The following is a 20,518-nucleotide window of genomic DNA, read 5'->3' as shown; positions in this document are numbered from 1 at the left end:
ATGGATTTAATAAATAATAGATCCTTATTAGGTCTTTAATTTAGATTTAGAGATTCTTCACTTTGAAATACGATGTTCAATAAAATATATTGTCGAATGTAATCCTATTATTTCCATAATGTGTTATCATATATTGAAGTATTTTACTAATTTGTTATGTATACAATCTAATGATTTTTTTTTTGCTAAAGTACACTAAACTATTATGTGAGGAGTTATTTGGTCTTGACAATCAAAAAAATTTATCTTCAATGATCAATTACATCTCCCTCAGTTCATGTCCCGATGGGAATATAAATATGGTATAGACTTTAGAGACGGATTTTATGGTTCAAATTAACCTCGCAAATGAAAACAACCTTTTACATTTATTATGATTAATATTGCTATTTATTTCCAACTTATATTATTTCGTTTTACTGCCCGTCCGTTACTTAATAAATATGTAAAATTATTTTTTTCGATAAAGTATTTTAACAATGGGGGGAATTCGTATGACAAAGAAATCAATAACAATATCCGATGATAGTGATGATGAATTTTTTCAAGAAGAAACCTACGAAATAGAAAATCAAAGTGATTGGTACGAAGAAGAAGAAGAAGAAGAAGAAGAAGAAGAAGAAGAAGAAGAAGAAGAAGAAGAAGAAGAAGATGATGATGATGATGATGTTTACGTGGACAGATATAAAGACGAATATGCAGATGAGGATTTTGATATTTTCGGAAAACTTGAATTACCGTATACAAGGACATACGAATTGTTAAATTTAGAAGATTTGCTTAAATTGATAAATGAAGCTAAGGAAAATAAATGGAGAATACTAGATTTATCAATGTGTGGATTAAGAGAGATTCCTCCGGAAATAGGAATTTTGACAGATTTAGAAATTCTAGATTTAGGTAATTCTGGACCAAGAGCCGATATAGAAATCAACCCTTCAAATAATAAATATATTACTCTACCTTCTGAAATTGGTAATTTAAAAAATCTTGTCAATTTAAATTTATATGGAACTGGAATAGAACATTTGCCAAAGGAGTTTTCTATTCTGAATAATTTATTAGCTATTAATCTAAATGGGTCAAATTTTAAAGAATTTCCTGAAGTAATTTGTCAGATAAGTAGTTTGACCAAGTTAGCAATAAATGATTCTTTTAATTATTTACCTGAAAGTATTGGCAACTTGCAAAAACTACAAAAATTATATTTGCCTGGAGCAGAAATAACGACATTACCAGAAAATATCGGTAATTTAAAAGAATTAAGATTATTATATTTGGGACGTAGTAAAATTGAATCAATTCCTTCAACAATAAAAAAATTAAAGAATCTTAAGATATTTGCTTTAGAAAGCACGCCACTCGCAGATATTATACCACCTGAAATATTTAATCAGACTTCCAACCAGATTATTGACTTTATACTTCGATATCAAATCGATCAAAGAAAAGTTATACTTAATGAATCAAAGATGATTATTGTGGGACAAGGTGGAGTTGGAAAAACGTGTTTATTAAACAGAATAATAAACAATCAATATGTTGAGGGTGTTTCGACTGAAGGAATTGATATTGCTAATTGGTGTTTTGAATCTGAGGGTAAGCAGTATAGGCTTAATACATGGGATTTTGGTGGTCAAGAGATATACCATTCAACACATCAGTTTTTTTTAACGAAGCGTTCTCTATATATATTTGTATGGGATGCACGACAGGAAGAAGAGTATGGACGTATTGATTATTGGCTCAATACAATACAGTCATTTGCGAATGATAGTCCTATAATAATTGTTGTTAATAAATGTGATGAAACTAGAAAAAACATAAGACAAATTGATATTAATGATTTAAGATTACGGTTTCCTCAGATAGTAGATGCTTATAACGTTAGTTGCCAAGACAATACGAATATAGAAGAACTGAGAGAAGAGATTATTAATCAAGCTAAATATCTACCATTAATGGAAACATTATGGTTTTCGTCCTGGATAAGAGTTAGAAATGAATTAGAAGAATTGTCTAATACAATAAATATAATTACTTACCATAATTACATTACTATCTGTACTAAACATGCGATTGATAGTGAGGAGGCATCCAGTCTAATAAAATATCTTCATGATTTAGGTGTGGTGCTACATTTTCATGATGATTTGTTACTCAAAAATATTATTATTCTTAGTCCTGAATGGGGAACAGATGCCGTTTATAAAATCCTAGATGCTCAGGCTAATATTTTAAAAGAGCGCAATGGAATTTTGTACTCTAATGATTTGCCAAAAATTTGGGATAATATTGAAATGTACCCTGAATATACTTATCCATATATACTAAAGATTATGGATAATTTTCAACTATCTTTCGTTATTGAAAACAGCACTTTTCTTGTTGTTGAACTATTAGATAATAAAGAAAAAACTCTACAACTTGATTTTCAATCGGAATCTACTCTGAATTTTAGATATGATTATAATTTTTTACCAGCAGGTATAATGACAAAATTTATAGTTAAATCGCATTCGTTTCTAATTGATAATAATGGTTTGAAAATGTGCTGGAGGAAAGGAGCATATCTTCAATATAAAGATGCATATGGCTTTGTAAGACTACGTGATGGTATAACAGAAAGATATGTTGAGATAAAAGTAAGTGGTATAAACACCAGAAATCGTCGTGAATTGTTAGCATATATAAGGAATAATTTTGAGCAAATTCACAGGAGTATTCCAAAGATTGATTTTCTGGAAAAGGTTTTATGTAATTGTAACTCAAATTGTAATTACCTACATGACTTTAATTATTTAAGTAAATTAGAATCAAAAGATATTATCGAAGAACGTTGTAAGAATTCACTTGAAATGGTTGACATTATAATGCTGTTGGACGGAATTCAAATAAAAAATGAGAGGAGAAAAGGTATGTCTGAAATTAATATAAATCCTATATTTAATAATATTATTAATACGAGTGCGAATGCTTCAAATGTTACTACAATTACTATTGAAATTAGAAACTCAATTAATGAGTTGCAAGGATGTATAAACGAATTAAAGGATGAACTTGTTGCCATTGAACCGTCTATTGTTACAGATTTTGATAAACTTAATTCAAGTTTACAAAAACTTGATTCCGCCCAAACGAAAGATGAAGTAATCAAGTCTGGAGCCCTAAATAAAATTAGACGGTTCTTGGAAGAAGTTAGTGAACCAGAATCTTCTACGGGTAAACTAGTGAACGGAATTAAGAATGGATACTCTATCTTACAAGACGTAGCGGAGAAATATAATAGTATTGCTGAATGGTGTGGTATTCCAGTAGTTCCAAAATTTTTTCTGAAAAAAAGTATATAAATAGAAATAAAATATATTAATCTGGTAGACAGAGGTTTCCAACAAAACGAGGAGGACGACCATTAAAGGGGTTGTCCTTTTTTTTGTGAAATTCGCCTAATAAGTGATACACAGAACCGTATCACAAGTAGAGCGAATTTTTTTGGTGTGAGTCCTTAAAATGGTTGGTAATAAGAGAAATTATTAGATGATATAGGTTGGAACTGAATTTTGAAGATCCAGATAAATACAAAAACACTATTATAATTTACAGGTTATAAGCACATTGAAAAATAATTCTTTATAAGTAGTAATAAAAGAAGATAATAACCAAAGTATTTGTACAACTTGATAGCCGCTAGAATTAATATAAATACCATACCAGACAAATTTAAAATATCTAGGTGAAATTTTCAAAAAATGGTAGCTAAAATCAAACCGAAATTGTAGTATGAAGTAATATATAGTCGAATAATGGAAAAATCGCGGACATCAAGAATAAGTTGTTATCTTTAAAGTCAGAAAGCATAGAAACTATTTGAATATATAGCATAGTACTTTTAATTATTATTTATCAGAAAATGTTAGAGATAAGATCATTGCTATTAAAGGGGGAGGAACTATGGAAAATCAAAATAAAACTGCTGTAAATGCAGGTGTTCATGCTTCAATTGGTTTTGAATTTCAAAAACATTGTGCGTTGTACTTTTTGTTTGAGAAATATGACAAATTAAAAGATAGCAAATACTTTATCTGCTTAGAACATCATGATGATTTTTTGTTTTGTTATCAAACCAAAGACGAGCTAATTTCTTCGATTGACTCTTATCAAGCCAAAAAATCTTCTAAGGAGTGGGGTTTGGGTAAGGATATCTATGAATTGCTTATAAAGATGACTAATGTAGGATTATCTTTGCATGCAGATAGTATGCCAAAAGTAGCAGGATATGTACATAAATTAGAGTTTCTAACAAATAATTTTATTAAGTTAAGCGTTAATGGAAGTACAAAGGGTAAAAAGATAAGTATGACTGTTAATGAAACTAGTAGTAGTTATAGATTTATCGATCTAGATAAAGAAATTAGTAGTAAAATTGAAACCGAAATAAAAAAAATATTAGACAAGGATTTAGAGGGATTAAAGGAGTTAAATAATATTTCAATGTCATATATTGATTTACCAAAAAAGAGTCAGGGGCAAAAGGACAATTTAGTAGGAATGTTCAAAAGAATATTTGAAGAAAAAGTTAGTGATTCTAAAGCTGCTGTAGACACATTATTACTTCTATTTAGAGATGTAGAAAATACTTTAAACCGAGGTAATGTTGTAAAGTTAATGGATGAATCAAAACGTGTTAGTTGCGTTAAAATTAATCAGGCAATTGATGTAATCACTACACAAAAGATGGCATATGACATGTGGCGTGATGAAAAAAAAGAAGTGTGTAAAAATTTAGAAATTGTTATAACAGATAGGAGTAAATTCGAGTCGGATTTTAATAATAGTTTTGATAGGTTTAAAGACTATCAACAAGTTGAACATCAAAAAATACTCTCCTTTGTTAGAGAAAATAGTTTTATGATGAATAGTTTTAATGTGGATATTGAGTGTATTCTTGAGTTATACAACATGTTTCGAAATAACATTAGTTCTCAATTATCAGAGTTAAGTATAAAGGCAGCTATTTATGCAGCATATATAGAAGTGAGGGAACATTATGAAAACAAAATTAATAATAAATAAACTTTTTGCATATTCAGAACGTACAAATAAATATTTTTATGCAGAATTTGATGATGGTGTAAACATTATCTACGGAAAAAATACATCTGGTAAAAGCACAGTATTTCAGTTGATTCTTTATACTTTTGGGATAAATGATAATAATGACTATTTGAAAGAAATTATTGAAGAAGGTGTTTTCTTAAGGTTAGACTGCCAAGTAATTTGCAGCCAAAAAAAAGAAGGTATTACTTTTATTAGAGAGGATGAAACCTTATTCATTAAAAGGGGTAATTATCCTGTTAGGAGGTTTAATGGAATTAAGGGGAATAACTCTGCGGAACATATAAAACTTAAAGGGTACATGCATGATTTATTTGGTTTTTCTCTAAAATTAGAGAATAAGGATGGATATAAACCGGCTCCAATCGAAGCAATGTTTTTGCCTTATTATATACCACAGTCAGTAGGTTGGGTATACCTTCGAAAATCTTTTAGTAGTTTTGAGTATTATAGAAACCTTAAAGAAGATTATTTGGACTATTATCTAGGGATAGAATCTCTTGTTGATAGAGAAAGAAAACAGGAATTGGAAAAAAAATTAAAAAATAAAGAAGAAGAAATTAAATTTTATTTAAATTTAGAAAAAAATAACGATGAATTTCAAATTACAAAACTAGTTGATGAAGAGTTTATTGAGGAATCATTAGAGTATATTAAGTCGCACAGTGAAAATCAGGTAAAATTAAATGAAAATGAGGAAGAATATATTTCTAAATGCAATGAACAGAGCTATTTTAAAGAAAGACAGTCTTTACTTCGAAAGGTGTCAAGACATCACAAGGAACAAAACCCTATAAATGGTACATGCCCTGCTTGTGATCAAAAGCTTTCTTTTAGTATAAAAGCATCGTATAAATATCTACAAGAAGAGAATGATACTGAGGTCGAAATGAAAAAATGTAAAGAAATTATAAAGAAACTACAAGGGGAAATCAATTCCCTGGGAAAGAATATAGATACCAACAAACAAAATATATTAAAAGCATATCAAATATTAAAAAAACATTTTAATCATAATATTTCCTATGATAGTTGGCTAGGAAATAAAGTGAATGTAAAATTGATTAACGATATTATATATAAGTTAGGAGTACTGACTACCGAAAAAGTAGACATTGAAAATAGTCTCAAAGAGTTTAAAACTGAAGAAGAGGTTGAAAAATCCAGATCATACAAGAATAAAGAATTTGAGCGTATTTTTCTAGCATATATTGATGATTTAGGTATAAAAACTTTAATAGAAGAAAGATATACATCATTATATAAAATTTCAGCATTTCCTTCACAAGGGGTCGAACTTCATAAAACGGTACTTGCATATAACTTTGCATTAAATAAATTAATTGAAAGTACACAGGATATACATCGTTTTCCATTTATGCTCGATGCAATTTTTAAAGAAGATATTGAGCAACACAATAAAAATGCAATTGTAGAGTTTATTGGAAAATATAAACTTAATGATACTCAATTAATACTATCAATAGCAGAGACAAAAGAAGACGAAAAGAATATACATGAATATAATAAGAGCTATTTTAATGGAAATGCTAAATTGATCTGTATAGGAGAAGGAACTAGAGAACGTGCCTTTTTATCTCTCTATGATGGAAGCATGGAAGATTACTTAGAAGAAACTTTGAATATAATTAATTGAAGGATATTGAATGAGCAACCTGATGGAATTAGATATTTTATTGATATAATGTATTAAATAACACAATATAACAAAATATCTAATTAATATTAAAAAATGACAAGTTTTTATCTCAAATAGGATAGAGGAGATATACTTTTGAAAAAATCAGGTAAAAGTAAAAAACTAGGTAATTTTCCTTCAATAAGCAATTACCTGAAGGGAAATACAATATTAAACTCTACTCAAATTGAAATGCTTCAGAGAATATCAACAAAATTAAATTATTACTCTGATAATTATAATAATCTTCACTCAAATTACGCTCCTGAAGGAATTATTTCATTTCTCCGTGATCAAGTAATTGCTAAAATACAGAATGGTGGTATAAATAGTCAAGAGAGTGAGGAAGCAATAGTTTTGATAAATGAATTTGAAAGTAATCTAAAGCAATTTAATGAATAAATGTTTCACTATAGACTAGCACAAATGTTATTGTGTTTATTTGTTTAAACAAACGGAGTACCAACCTTTAGGTTAGTACTCTATTTTCTCAACAGAAATCAAAATTCGCATCAAAAGTGATACGCTGAACCGTATCACAAGTAAAGCGAATTTTTTTGGTAGGAAGTCTTTTGGGCTTAGGGGGATAAAGGTCCATCCCACCGAATTGGAACGCAGCATAAGGCATTGCCTTAAAAGATAAAATACCAAATTAACACAGTGAATAGATTAAGAATATGTTTACAAAAAAACTGTTTAGGTTTCTCAACATGCTGAGCATTTCTTAGTATAAAGAAATGCTTTTTGTCTTTGTATAAAACTTTAGTGTTATGTTTAAAACAACAATAACATATCTCATAACAATTAAAATATATTGTAAAACAATATGTTTTGTGATAAATTCAATATTGAAAAGGCAAAGTAATTCGTTTATCCACCAGTTGAGGTGATTTGTAAGGCTTTAGAATGTCGGCTTGGCAATATTTTAGAATACAAAAGTAGATAGGGCTTAATATGACAATTATTAGGGGAGGTTTTACCATGGATATTAATAATCATATTATTGAAAATATTTCCAATCCCAATGAGCTGGAGAGAATGTTTAGAAAAGAACCCGAAGCTTTTAAAAAGTCATTCTCATACGCCTGGGAACAAAATCCTGATTCGCAGGTTCTTGCCGTTTGGTATGAAAGATTGCTTTTTAAGGAGACGGCAAATACAGAAAAAGCTTTTTGGCTTCAAAAAGCTTTCTTATTCATGGGCATTTTAGCCATTCTGGCGGGGATAAGCACCAGGGTCATTTTTCATTTTGTCGAACAGCAAGCAATAGCCCCTATTAATCTTGTTTTTGGTATACTTCCCTTTATTGCTGCCTATTTTGTATACAATAACCCCCCCAAAAAAAATGTTCTCTACACCCTTGCATCGCTATTCCTCATCTCCGGATTTTATCTTAATATACTGCCGCTAGAGCTGAAAGACACTATTATCCTGGCTTATATACACCTTCCCATTTTCTTATGGGTATTACTAGGACTTGCATTTGCAGGAAATGAATATAGAATAGGCAGCAAAAGATTAGCCTATCTTAAATTTAATGGGGAATTTGGCATACTCTACGCCAGTATGGCAATCAGCGGGATGTTGCTAACAGCATTAACCATGCAGTTATTTAGAATGGTCGGCATGGATATATCTGAATTCTATTTTAAAAATGTCGTTTTATTTGGTGCTGTCGCTCTCTCCATTGTGGCTGCATACCTTGTATCAAGTAACCTGAAACATTCTAAGAATATTGCACCCTATATAGCCAAAATTTTTAGTCCTCTTGTACTGGCCACAATGTTGGTCTATCTTATAACAGTTATTTGGGTCGGAAAGAATCCGTTCTTGGACCGCAATTTCCTCTTATCCTTCAATGGAATACTTCTTTGTGTATTGGCCGTCACCATATTCTCCATTACCGAAAGCGGCACAAACGAGAAAAAGAACATTTCTGATTATATAAATTTTGCCCTAATCGTTCTTGTTCTTATTATAGACTGTGTGGCTTTATCAGCCATAGTGTTCAGGGTTTCTTCTTACGGGATTACGCCCAACAGACTTGCTGTTTTAGGTGTAAACATACTTATCTTGGCCAATCTAATTTGGATTATGCTCTCCTATATACGTTTTCTACAAAACAAATCCGGACCTTCAGCCATTCAAGATGCTGTTACTAAGTATTTGCCGATTTATGGACTTTGGGCAGCTTTCGTTGCATTTACCTTTCCTTTAATTTTTTAACTCATTCCTGTTCGGGATTCTTTTTTCTCATTTCGAGGAAGATAGGGTTTTTGGAAAACGCTTCGAATTCCTTAGTAGAGACTGAGTTTGCATATATACTTTAAGACATAGTACTTACAACGGATCGCCTATGATATAGGCGGTCTTATTTTTCATTCTATTTCCGAAAATTATCCTGTCGGCTTATTTTATCTAAATCAATTCCCTGTAGAAGAAGTATATTCCTTTAAAGGATAGGGAGGGGATACAAATGGATTGAAGTTGTTGTAGTTGGATGTAAACAGTGTTACTCTAATAACGGTGAACTCAAAACCTATGTTTTGCAATACATCCAATAATAGTCACTATTTTAGTTATAAAGAATTTAGTTATAAAGAAAGGTAATACTATGATAAAAGTTGAAAACTTATCCTACTCATTTCCGCAAAAAGAACTATATAAAAACATTTCATTTACGTTAGAAGAGGCACAACATTGCGCTTTTATAGGAACAAGTGGAAGCGGGAAAAGTACATTGATAGATATATTGATGGATCCAGAAAGATATATGTTCGAGGGCATGTTAGAAATAGACCCGGATTGCAAAATTGGGCATGTAAGTCAATTCTCACAACTAGATAAAACTAAAGAAACAACCGTTTTTGAATATATAGGGGAAGCATTTATTAAGATACAAAATGAAATAACCTCTATTTGTACTGAAATGGAAACATCCTCGGATATTGATTCGTTATTAGAAAAGTATCAATTTGCTTTAGACGCATTTGATTCAATCGGTGGGGATGATTTTGAAAGCAATATTAATAAGAAACTAAATTTAGCAAACCTCATGAAGCTAAAAGATATTAGGGTATCCGACCTGAGTGGTGGGGAATTCAAACTTATTCAAGTGATGAAGGAAATGCTTAGTAGTCCAGATTTAATGATTATGGACGAACCAGATGTATTTTTAGACTTTGAAAACCTAAATGCGCTTAAAGATCTTATTAATTCTCACCAAGGAATACTGTTAGTTGTTACGCACAACCGATATCTATTGAATCATTGTTTCAACAAAATTATACACCTTGAAAACACGGAGATCCAAGAGTTTGATGGGCGATATATGGATTATAACTTCTCATTACTTCAGACTAAAATTGAGTTACAAGAACTGACAATCGCTGATGATGAAAAGATTGAGAGAAACGAGAACCTAATCATTAATCTTAGAGCTATTGCAACTTATAATGCAGAAGCATCTAGAGGGAAAGCATTAAAAGCTAGAGTTAAGTTTCAAGAAAGATTGGAAGCGCGTAGAATCAAAGCGCCATTTGTTGATATTAAGCAACCGAATATTAGTTTTGGTATTGATAATGAAATGGAAGACACCATTGTTATAAATGTCAATAATTATAGTGTTGCCTTTGATGAGTTGCTTTTAGAAAATGTTAACTTTGAGATAAAATCAACTGATAAAGTAGCCATTATTGGTGCAAACGGTACCGGGAAAACGACTTTACTCCGAGATATCTTTAAAAATAATCATGATTCAATTGAAATAAATACGGATGTTAAAATGGCTTATTTATCTCAGGTTCAAGGCGAAATGCTAAAGGATTCTAATACAATCCTAGAAGAATTCATCGATGCTGGATTTAAAACTTACGATGAGGTTAGATCGCATATTTCAAACTATGGCTTTGAAGGAGAAATCGTTAATCGAAAGATAGAATCTTTATCTGGTGGAGAAAAAAATCTGCTTCAATTGGCTAAAGTTGCTGCCAGTAAAGCAAACGTATTGCTTCTTGATGAACCGACAAGCCATTTAGACACCTATGCACAAATAGCGCTGGAGAAAGCCATTGAAGCCTATAAAGGTGCTGTTCTCATGATTTCTCATGATTTCTATTCCGTTGTAAATGGTATGGATTATGTTTTGATCATTGATGATAAGACGATTAGAAAAATGAGTATGCGAAAATTTAGACAAATGATTTATGCTAGTCATTTTGATATGGACTATATAGAAACTGAACAAAATAAAAAATCAGTTGAAATGAAAATAGAATTGGCTTTAAAAGATACTGATTTTGAACTTGCAAAAGTATTGGTTGTTGAGCTAGAAGAGCTGATTAAGCTGCTTTAAATTACAACCCTCTGATTGAAATGATTACAAGAATCCATTATTTTTGGCCATAGCAATGTGTTGAGGATCTTTCTCCAAGAAACTCTGACTTCATCTCTTAATGAATGTAATCAAAATGAAGAAGGAACAACAACGTTGTCCCTTCTCAAACTGTGTAGCTTTAATTCTAAGTTCATATCATATCGTATACATATGCAACAAATATGACCGTAAAATCCATTGAACCGTACCGTAAGTAAAGGCGAAATGAATCACTCCTTTTACAATTGTTATGGTACAATTGTATGCAATAAGACTTATAACGAAATTAAGTTATTGATATATCGCGCCAAGGACATATTATGAAACAGTGCTTTAATAAAGGAGTTGTGTCAAATGAAACGCTCTTCAAAAGCAGAAAACATTCTACGACAAATCAATAGTAAAACTATGCTAGGCGACTTACGAAAAATCGCGAAGGACAATAAAAAAGATCACGAACTAGCTATGGAACTTTGGTCAACCGAAGAGTTTTTGCCCAGACTATTAGCAATCTTAATTATGGACAAAAACCTTCTTTCACAAGATGTGCTAAGTAAGCTTGATAAGGATATGCAGATTCACACATTTGTTGAGCGAAATAACTTAATGGATTGGTTAATGGCTAATCAGCTCACCAAAGACAAGAAGAAAATTGCATTGATGGAGTTATGGGAAAAGAGTCCTTCTGCTCTTCAAAGGCGAGCCTTCTGGTATTATAAAGGGCGATTGAGATGGACTGGACAAACACCGCCTGATAACACCGCAGATTTACTATCTGCAATTGAAGCTAATATTACGCAGGAAGAACCGGAAGTTCAATGGGCTATGAATTTCACCGCAGGCTGGATAGGCGTCTATGATCAAAAGTATCGAGCACGTTGTATTAAACTTGGTGAGAAAACGGGTCTTTATAAAGATGAAATGGTATCAAAGGGCTGTACTCCCAATTATTTGCCGGAGTTCATTGCGATTGAAGTTAACAAAAGAAATAATAATTAGTTACCCCTGAAAAATTCATCAATATGGAAAAAGGATCTGAAAGTAAGCTTCCAGATCCTTTTTGCGTGGAGGGCAATTTTTTATTCCCGCCAACCTCCTGTTCCGACAGCAGTATAAGAGGTTTATTCTGGCTTTCAACTGTTCGCTAAAACATCCATTCTTTCCAGAAAACCCTCCAAAACCTCTTTCGGCACCTCCATAACCTTGATGTCTCCACCTAGGAAAAGCAGCCAATTTGTTATTTCAGCTAAATCCTCCGCATGATGAACATTAATGAAAGTTTTTAGAACAGCAGTAGTTTGATAAGGATTCGTGTATGAAATGGAAATATTTAATGGGTGGTATTTTTTGAACTGGGCAATCGCCTTTGGACCGAGTCCGAGGACTAGGTTGATGGCTTCTTCATCCTTGCTTAGTTGTTCGACAATCTTCTTCTTGCTTATTCTTTTTTTCTCAGGGTATAGTTTGACATCAGTGAGATTGTCGACAGGAATTATCCGCCTCTTTTCCTCCTCTAAGTCAAAGCCTTCAATTTGCCATAAGCTTTTTTCACGATATAGATGCAGTAGGTAAATGGGATAAGACTTTATTTCCTTTCCTTCTTCGACGGAAACCACTAAATAGCTGTCCATAAGAAAGATCTGGATGAGTTGTTCCAACATAGGATGGGGCAGATCTGACAGTTCAAGAAGGTCGGGATTGTGGGGGTTGGTTCCTTCGAACAGCAATATTTGATTTAACAGAACGTATCAAGTGAAAAAACAAATCATTTGATTCATTTAAAAAAAGGAGTGTTGATCATGGCAGCGTATACCCTTGAGGAAAAAGACAGCTTTATCATTCTAGGTATTGGAACGGAGCTAAAGAGCGATTACACAGATTATGCCGGAATGAACAAGGAGAAGGAAAACTTTTGGCGGGCAGTGGAGCAGGATGGAAGGCTTGATGCCTTAAAGGTCATTGCCACGATTGACTACATTTTTGCCGTGAACGAATTGGTGAATCACAAGAGGATGTATTATGCTGGCGTCATAACAGAAGCATCGGTACCGGAAGAACACAGTGTAATCCAATTCCCCAAGGGACAATACCTCGTCATTAAAGGCGAAGGGAAGACGGCTGATGAGTTGAGTAGTAAGCTTACCGGCATTGCCTTTGGACAAGTCTTGCCGGAAGCCGAGAATTTCGCCTATGTTGGCGGACCCAATGCAACGGTTGAGATGGGGCAACGAGACGGTTTCGTATATGGGGAAATGTGGATTCCTGTTGTTAAGAAGTAAACGAGATATAATTCGACATAATTTATAATTAGTAAAAACTTATCAAGTGAAAAAACAAATCATTTAATCCATTTCAAAAAAAGGAGTGTTGATCATGGCAGTGTATACTCTTGAGGAAAAAGACAGTTTTATCGTTCTAGGTATTGGCACGGAGCTGAAGAGCGATTACACAGATTATGGCGGCATGAACAAGGAGAAGGAAAACTTTTGGCGGGCAGTGGAACAGGATGGAAGGCTTGACGCTTTAAAGGCCATTGCCACGAATGACTACATATTTGCCGTGAGCGAAGCTGTAAATCAAAAGATGATGTATTATACTGGTGTCATGACAGAAGCATCGGTACCGCAAGAACATAGAGTTATTCAATTCCCGAAGGGGCAATACCTAGTCGTTAAAGGCGAAGGGAATACGGCGGAAGAGATGAGCAATAAGCTTACCGGCATTGCCTTTGGTCAAGTCTTGCCAGAAGCCCAAATTTTTGCTTATGTTGGCGGACCCAATGCAACGGTTGAGATGGGGCAGCGAGACGGTCTAGTCTATGGTGAAGTATGGATTCCTGTTATTAGGAAATAAACTAGATCATTGGAGGGATGAGAATGTCCTATATCGTTGATTTCAAAAATGTATCTACGGTAGGTTTAGGGTCTTCACCTGTAGCAGAAGCGCTTACTGGTTTACGTGCTAATGAAGCCCGTTACTTTATGAACAAATACAAACATGAATTTACGGTTGTACCCGCTAGCGAAAGTCAGGAGAACCTTGATTATGTGAACCGCATTTTGAAAGAACGTGATATTGCGTTTGCGGCCAAACCTTTAGAAACTTCGCGTTTTCAAGTGGAAAATATTCAATTTACCTACATCTTTTATGAGGATGGTCTTGGGATCAATGTCATGTATACGGTTGATGACCCTAAGAAGCGGGCCGTTGGTTTTAAGCTTTCTGAGGGGATGGAGGTACCAAAGGAGTTGGAAGGTAAGTTTAAGTTTGCTAGGCAGAAGTCTAAACTAGCTGGAACAATTCGGGGCTCGTTCTTTGTAATTAAAGGACAATATTAAAGTAAGACTTGATCGTGGAATTGAACTTCGATCGGTTTGTTTTATTTATATTCATGATTTTGAAACCAGAGAAACTCCTCACAGTTTATTGTGGGGAGTTTCTCTTTGCTATTGAAAATTAGTTTTATAGTAAGCAGTGTAAATATAGATTGAAAATCAAAAGAAGCTTTCTGACCATAACGATATAACTAATGAAAGTATTAATTGTAGAATGATGAACAGAGCGCCGGACAGACTGTACAGATCAAGCTTGTAAACCTCATCGGGGTTGGTCAAGTTGCTATTTTTTAATTTTATATAAACATGACTTTAGTCATATAAATTCACTATTAATGTCGAATAAGAGCTTTTATCCTCATTTCTAGTGACCTTCTGCATCTAGTTTAGAGTAATTCATTTATTATAAAATGAACTGGTTGAGACATGCTTGCTTAAGCGATGAGTTAGATAGATTTTGAGGAGGAATTATGATGCGTGTTAGTTATAAAAGAGGAATTTCCATCCTCTTAATAATATTGATGGTGTTAGGTGGATTGAACGGACTGTTTATCAGAGTTGACAAAGCCTATGCAGAGGTAGCTTTTGCAGGTGGAACGGGTACAATAGGAGACCCATACCGAGTAGCCACAGCTGTCCAGCTCAATGAGCTCAGGAATCATACAGGTGGGGGCATTTATTTCAGGCAGACAGCAGATATTGATTTGAGCATCTATACTAACTGGGTGCCAATAGGTGATCTTGGAGATTCTTTTTTTGGAGGTAACTTGGATGGTAATGGTTTTAAAATCACGAATCTTAAAATCAATCGATCGGGAACTGATAATGTGGGTCTCTTTACAGCGATTGCATATGGAGAACTTAAGAACATAAATCTTGTAAGTATTAATGTGGTTGGTAAAAATAATACAGGCGGCTTGGTAGGGCAAAATCAAGGGACTATCAGCAACAGCTCCGCTACCGGAACTTTGCGCGGTGTAAATAACACTGGTGGATTGGTCGGACTAAATCTAATGTATATCAGAACCTCGTACTCCAAAGTAAATGTGACTGGGGGAACTGGCGTAGGTGGTTTGGCAGGATATAGCCAAGAAGCAATCAGCAGCACCTATGCCACAGGAACTGTAAGCGGGACAAGCCAAGTTGGGGGTTTGGTCGGAACCAACGCGCTTACTATTAATAAGAGCTACGCTACCGGGAAAATAACAGGCTCCAGTGCAGGCGGTTTGATCGGGTCTAATACAGGAACAATCACTAACAGCTTCTATGACAAAACTACAACAAAACAATCGGATACAGGAAAAGGTGTGGGTTATGTAACTGCAAGCATGAAGTTGCTGACAACTTATACCAATGCAGGCTGGAATTTTTCCGTGGTTTGGGGGATGGATTCTGCGGTTAATAGCGGATATCCCTTTTTAGATGCATTGCCAACCTCAGTCATAGCAGGAGTAGCTGTACCGGTAGCGGGTGCAGCGCCAACAGCATCAATTGCTGCAACCTCGGCTTATACTGCGGCGATTGTTTGGTCCCCAGCGGATGCAACCTTTGCTGGAAATACAGCCTATACGGCGACGATCACTCTGACCCCGAAAACCGGATATACATTAGCTGGTATAACGGCAAATTACTTTACTGTTGTTGGAGCCAACTCTACGAATGCAGCGGATTCAGGTGTTATCACAGTGGTATTCCCTGCAACTCAAGCTATAATCATAGCTACAGCCGCTGTAGTGGGAGTAACTGCGCCGGTAAAAGGAGGAACACCCGTAGCATCGATTGCCTCCACAGCACAATATACCGCAGCGATTGCTTGGTCCCCCGAGGATGCAACGTTTGCAGCAAATACAGCATACACGGCGACGATCACTCTGACTCCGAAGGCAGGATATACCTTAACCGGAGTGCCGGCTAACTACTTTACTATAGCCGGAGTTACCGCAACGAATTCAGTTAATGCAGGTGTGATAACAGCGGTATTTCCGTTAACTGAAGCACTAAGTTCTACTGCAACGTTGACATCGACAATTGGAACAGTAAGTACGGGAGTAACAGCGAATGAAACGATCATGGACATTCCATATTTAACAACGCTAACTGCATTGAGGACAGCGATCACGCCTGCAGTGAATGCAACGTTTGATATATATGATGCAGACGGAACAACCTTAGCAACAGCAGCTTTAGCAACAGGACAGAAGCTCATTGTTACTGCCGAGGATAGAATAACGAAGATTACGTATACTTTAACAGTGAATGCACCACCAGACATAACACCACCAGTCATTACATTGATAGGAAACGCAACAGTAAACCTGACCTATGGAGCTAGTTATATGGATGCAGGTGCAACGGCATTGGATAATATCGATGGAGATCGAACGAGCCATATTGTGGTAACAGTTAGCAATGATGTTTATGGGGGAAGTGTACTGAACACAGCGGTAGCCGGGACGTATACGTACCACTACAATGTGAATGATACGGCAGGCAATGCCGCCGTAGAAGTAACTCGAAGTGTAGTAGTAGCAATACAGGATACTACATTGCCAGTCATTACATTGATAGGAAATGCAACAGTAAACCTGACCTATGGAGCCAGCTACACGGATGCGGGTGCAACGGCTTTAGATAATATCGATGGGGATCGAACAAACCATATTGTGGTAACAGTTAGCAACGATGTTTATGGGGGAAGTGTACTGAACACAGCGGTAGCTGGGACGTATACGTTCCACTACAACGTGAGTGATACGGCAGGCAATGAGGCTGTAGAAGTAACTCGAAGTGTAGTAGTAGCTGTACAAGATATCACTCTTCCAGTCATTACATTGATAGGAAACGCAACAGTAAACCTGACCTATGGAGCCAGCTACACGGATGCAGGTGCAACAGCATTGGATAATATCGATGGGGATCGAACGAGCCAAATCGTGGTGACGGTCAGCAATGAAGTTTATGGGGGAAGTGTACTGAACACAGCGGTAGCCGGGACGTATACGTACCACTACAATGTGAATGATACGGCAGGCAATGCCGCCGTAGAAGTAACTCGAAGTGTAGTAGTAGCAATACAGGATACTACATTGCCAGTCATTACATTGATAGGAAATGCAACAGTAAACCTGACCTATGGAGCCAGCTATATGGATGCAGGTGCAACAGCATTGGATAATATCGATGGAGATCGAACGAGCCATATTGTGGTAACAGTTAGCAACGATGTTTATGGGGGAAGTGTACTGAACACAGCGGTAGCTGGGACGTATACGTTCCACTACAACGTGAGTGATACGGCAGGCAATGAGGCTGTAGAAGTAACTCGAAGTGTAGTAGTAGCTGTACAAGATATCACTCTTCCAGTCATTACATTGATAGGAAATGCAACAGTAAACCTGACCTATGGAGCCAGCTATATGGATGCAGGTGCAACGGCATTGGATAATATCGATGGAGATCGAACGAACCATATTGTGGTAACAGTTAGCAACGATGTTTATGGGGGAAGTGTACTGAACACAGCGGTAGCTGGGACGTATACGTTCCACTACAACGTGAGTGATACGGCAGGCAACGAGGCTGTAGAAGTAACTAGAAGTGTAGTGGTAGCCGTACAAGATATCAACCTTCCAGTCATTACATTGATAGGAAATGCAACAGTAAACCTGATCCATGGAGCTACCTATACAGATGCGGGTGCAACGGCTTTAGATAATATCGATGGAGATCGAACGAGCCATATCGTGGTAACGATAAGTAACGATGTTAATGCGGGAAGTGTGCTGAACACAGCGGTAGCCGGGACGTATACGTACCACTACAACGTGAGTGATACGGCAGGAAATGCGGCAGTAGAAGTAACTCGAAGTGTAGTAGTAGCTGTAAAAGATATCACTCTGCCGATCATTACATTAGTTGGAAATGCGAATGTAAACCTGATCCATGGAGCCACCTATACAGATGCGGGTGCAACGGCATTGGATAATATCGATGGAGATCGAACGAGTCATATCGTGGTAACGATTAGTAACGATGTTAACTCGGGAAGCGTGTTGAACACAGCGGTAGCCGGGAAGTATACGTACCACTATAATGTGAGTGATACGGCAGGCAATGCGGCCGTAGAAGTAACTCGAAGTGTAGTAGTAGCTGTAAAAGATATCACTCTGCCGATCATTACATTAGTAGGAAATGCGAATGTAAACCTGATCCATGGAGCCACCTATACAGATGCGGGTGCAACGGCATTGGATAATATCGATGGAGATCGAACGAGTCATATCGTGGTAACGATTAGTAACGATGTTAACTCGGGAAGCGTGCTGAACACAGCGGTAGCCGGGAAGTATACGTACCACTACAATGTGAGTGATACAGCAGGCAATGCGGCCGTAGAAGTAACTCGAAATGTAGTAGTAGCTACACAGGATATCACTCTACCGATCATAACATTGATAGGAAATGCAACAGTAAACCTGACCCATGGAGCCAGTTATATGGATGCGGGTGCAACGGCATTGGATAATATCGATGGAGATCGAACGAGCCATATCGTGGTAACGATAAGTAACGATGTTAATGCGGGAAGTGTGCTGAACACAGCGGTAGCAGGGACGTATACGTACCACTACAACGTGAGTGATACGGCAGGAAATGCAGCCGTAGAAGTAACTCGAAGTGTAGTAGTAGCTACACAGGATATCACTCTACCGATCATAACATTGATAGGAAATGCAACAGTAAACCTGACCCATGGAGCTAGCTATACGGATGCGGGTGCAACGGCATTGGATAATATCGATGGAGATCGAACGAGCCATATTGTGGTGACGATTAGCAATGATGTTAACTCGGGAAGCGTGTTGAACACAGCGGTAGCTGGGAAGTATACATTCCACTACAACGTGAGTGATTCGGCAGGTAACAATGCCGTAGAGAAAACTCGAACAGTTGTTGTGACACCTTATACACAACCAACAAATGTACCGACTGCAACTCCAGCTCCAACAGCAACTCCTTCACCTATATCTACTCCAACTGTTGCACCAACACCTACTGCTACTCCTAAAGTGGATGTATTTATTAATACAGCAGTAAGTACTGGGAACACAGTTAAGAGTATTGAAACTAAAGTTACTGAAGCTTTGAAAAATGATGTTCCTATAGTAGTTCCTACAGATACAAAAGGACATTGGGCAGAAAAGACAATCGACGTATTCCTTAAATTAGGTATTCTTCAGGGGTATGGAGATAAGACAATTAAACCAGATGCAGATATCACGCGTGCTGAATTTGCAACTATTCTTTCTAAAGTATTTGATATAGCAGGTGGTACGTCTATTCCTAATATGGGAGATATCGGTGATCATTGGGCTAAAGATGCTATCGAAAAGCTAACTGCTGCCGGGGTATTAAGTGGTTATGGTGACGGTACATTTAGACCTGATCGTACAATATCGCGCGAAGAAATGATTGTCATTATCTCCCGTATTGTTAACTTATCAGCTGTAGAGTCTGTAACTGATATGGATGAAACCTTCACAGATATTGGCAGTTCTTATGCCAAGGATGCTTTAATTGAAGCTTCCAAAGCTGGGTTAATCAGCGGTAGAGGAGATAACAAGTTAGAGCCTAAGGCTAAGTCGACACGTGCTGAGGCTCTACAATTGATTCTCAATGCGTTAAACTTGAATCCAGAAGTAAAAACATTGTTAGATTCTTTGGGTTAAGGTTAATAAAATGAGTATTGTTCCATAAACACCAATAGGATTGCAAAACATTCGCAAAATAAACGTTAGGAAAGAGCAAAGATTCAAGCTGAAACAAAGCTTGGCTTTGCTCTTTTTACGTTACATCAACCCTCCAGTCGCCAATGAAACTGTATTCTCTTCTTCACAGATTGTTGCTAATTGATGTGATTGTAATCACACAATACAAGGTTGTATCTCATGTATACTTGGCTTCATACCCAGTCAATGAAAGTGAGGAGATTCC

The 20,518-nt window shown here is 35.9% G+C and carries 11 protein-coding genes and 2 pseudogenes; 12 read left to right on the top strand and 1 reads right to left on the bottom strand.

What is annotated here, in order from left to right:
• Positions 1-494 precede the first annotated feature (494 nt).
• The 8 genes and pseudogenes from EHS13_RS35825 (at position 495) to EHS13_RS35795 (ending at position 12,188) form a co-directional block, all read left to right on the top strand.
• Positions 495-3,350 carry a COR domain-containing protein gene (locus EHS13_RS35825; protein WP_155705093.1) on the top strand — a complete coding sequence of 952 codons (2,856 nt, stop codon included), beginning with the start codon at positions 495-497 and terminating at the stop codon, positions 3,348-3,350.
• A gap of 601 nt (positions 3,351-3,951) precedes the next feature.
• A complete protein-coding gene (locus EHS13_RS35820) occupies positions 3,952-5,073 on the top strand; it encodes a dsDNA nuclease domain-containing protein (protein WP_155705092.1) in 1,122 nt (373 codons plus the stop codon).
• Positions 5,048-6,772: a hypothetical protein gene (locus EHS13_RS35815; protein WP_155705090.1), complete on the top strand. Its 1,725-nt coding sequence runs from the start codon at positions 5,048-5,050 to the stop codon at positions 6,770-6,772. The genes EHS13_RS35820 and EHS13_RS35815 overlap by 26 nt, the downstream gene beginning before the upstream one ends.
• A 138-nt stretch (positions 6,773-6,910) precedes the next feature.
• Complete coding sequence (locus EHS13_RS35810) at positions 6,911-7,216, top strand: hypothetical protein (protein ID WP_155705088.1); 306 nt, start codon at positions 6,911-6,913, stop codon at positions 7,214-7,216.
• A 450-nt stretch (positions 7,217-7,666) separates the two neighbouring features.
• Positions 7,667-7,760, top strand: a pseudogene (locus EHS13_RS37705) (helix-turn-helix domain-containing protein); the annotation flags it as partial.
• Positions 7,761-7,795: 35 nt separating this feature from the next.
• Positions 7,796-9,040 (top strand): DUF4153 domain-containing protein, encoded by a 1,245-nt coding sequence (locus EHS13_RS35805; protein WP_155705086.1) that lies wholly within the window; start codon positions 7,796-7,798, stop codon positions 9,038-9,040.
• A gap of 388 nt (positions 9,041-9,428) precedes the next feature.
• A complete protein-coding gene (locus EHS13_RS35800) occupies positions 9,429-11,168 on the top strand; it encodes an ABC-F family ATP-binding cassette domain-containing protein (protein WP_155705085.1) in 1,740 nt (579 codons plus the stop codon).
• Between the two features lie 375 nt (positions 11,169-11,543).
• Positions 11,544-12,188 carry a DNA alkylation repair protein gene (locus EHS13_RS35795; protein ID WP_155705084.1) on the top strand — a complete coding sequence of 215 codons (645 nt, stop codon included), beginning with the start codon at positions 11,544-11,546 and terminating at the stop codon, positions 12,186-12,188.
• A 134-nt stretch (positions 12,189-12,322) separates the two neighbouring features.
• Here EHS13_RS35795 and EHS13_RS35790 read toward each other — a convergent pair.
• Positions 12,323-12,934, bottom strand: a pseudogene (locus EHS13_RS35790) (helix-turn-helix transcriptional regulator); the annotation flags it as partial.
• A 54-nt stretch (positions 12,935-12,988) separates the two neighbouring features.
• On the opposite strand from EHS13_RS35790, the gene EHS13_RS35785 reads away from it, so the two are divergent.
• The 4 genes from EHS13_RS35785 (at position 12,989) to EHS13_RS35770 (ending at position 20,253) form a co-directional block, all read left to right on the top strand.
• Entirely contained in the window at positions 12,989-13,468 is a 480-nt protein-coding gene (locus EHS13_RS35785; RefSeq protein WP_155705083.1) for a GyrI-like domain-containing protein, read from the top strand.
• Positions 13,469-13,562: 94 nt separating this feature from the next.
• Positions 13,563-14,042, top strand: a complete 480-nt coding sequence (locus EHS13_RS35780; RefSeq protein WP_155705081.1) for a GyrI-like domain-containing protein — start codon at positions 13,563-13,565, stop codon at positions 14,040-14,042.
• Positions 14,043-14,065: 23 nt separating this feature from the next.
• Entirely contained in the window at positions 14,066-14,527 is a 462-nt protein-coding gene (locus tag EHS13_RS35775; protein WP_155705080.1) for a DUF8821 family protein, read from the top strand.
• 467 nt (positions 14,528-14,994) lie between these two features.
• Complete coding sequence (locus EHS13_RS35770; protein WP_155705078.1) at positions 14,995-20,253, top strand: immunoglobulin-like domain-containing protein; 5,259 nt, start codon at positions 14,995-14,997, stop codon at positions 20,251-20,253.
• The last annotated feature ends 265 nt before the right edge of the window (positions 20,254-20,518 follow it).

Source organism: Paenibacillus psychroresistens (assembly GCF_009728935.1).
Lineage (GTDB): Bacteria > Bacillota > Bacilli > Paenibacillales > NBRC-103111 > Paenibacillus_AC > Paenibacillus_AC psychroresistens.
The sequence above is the reverse complement of the archived record's forward strand: the minus strand, read 5'-3'. Positions and strand labels throughout refer to the sequence as shown.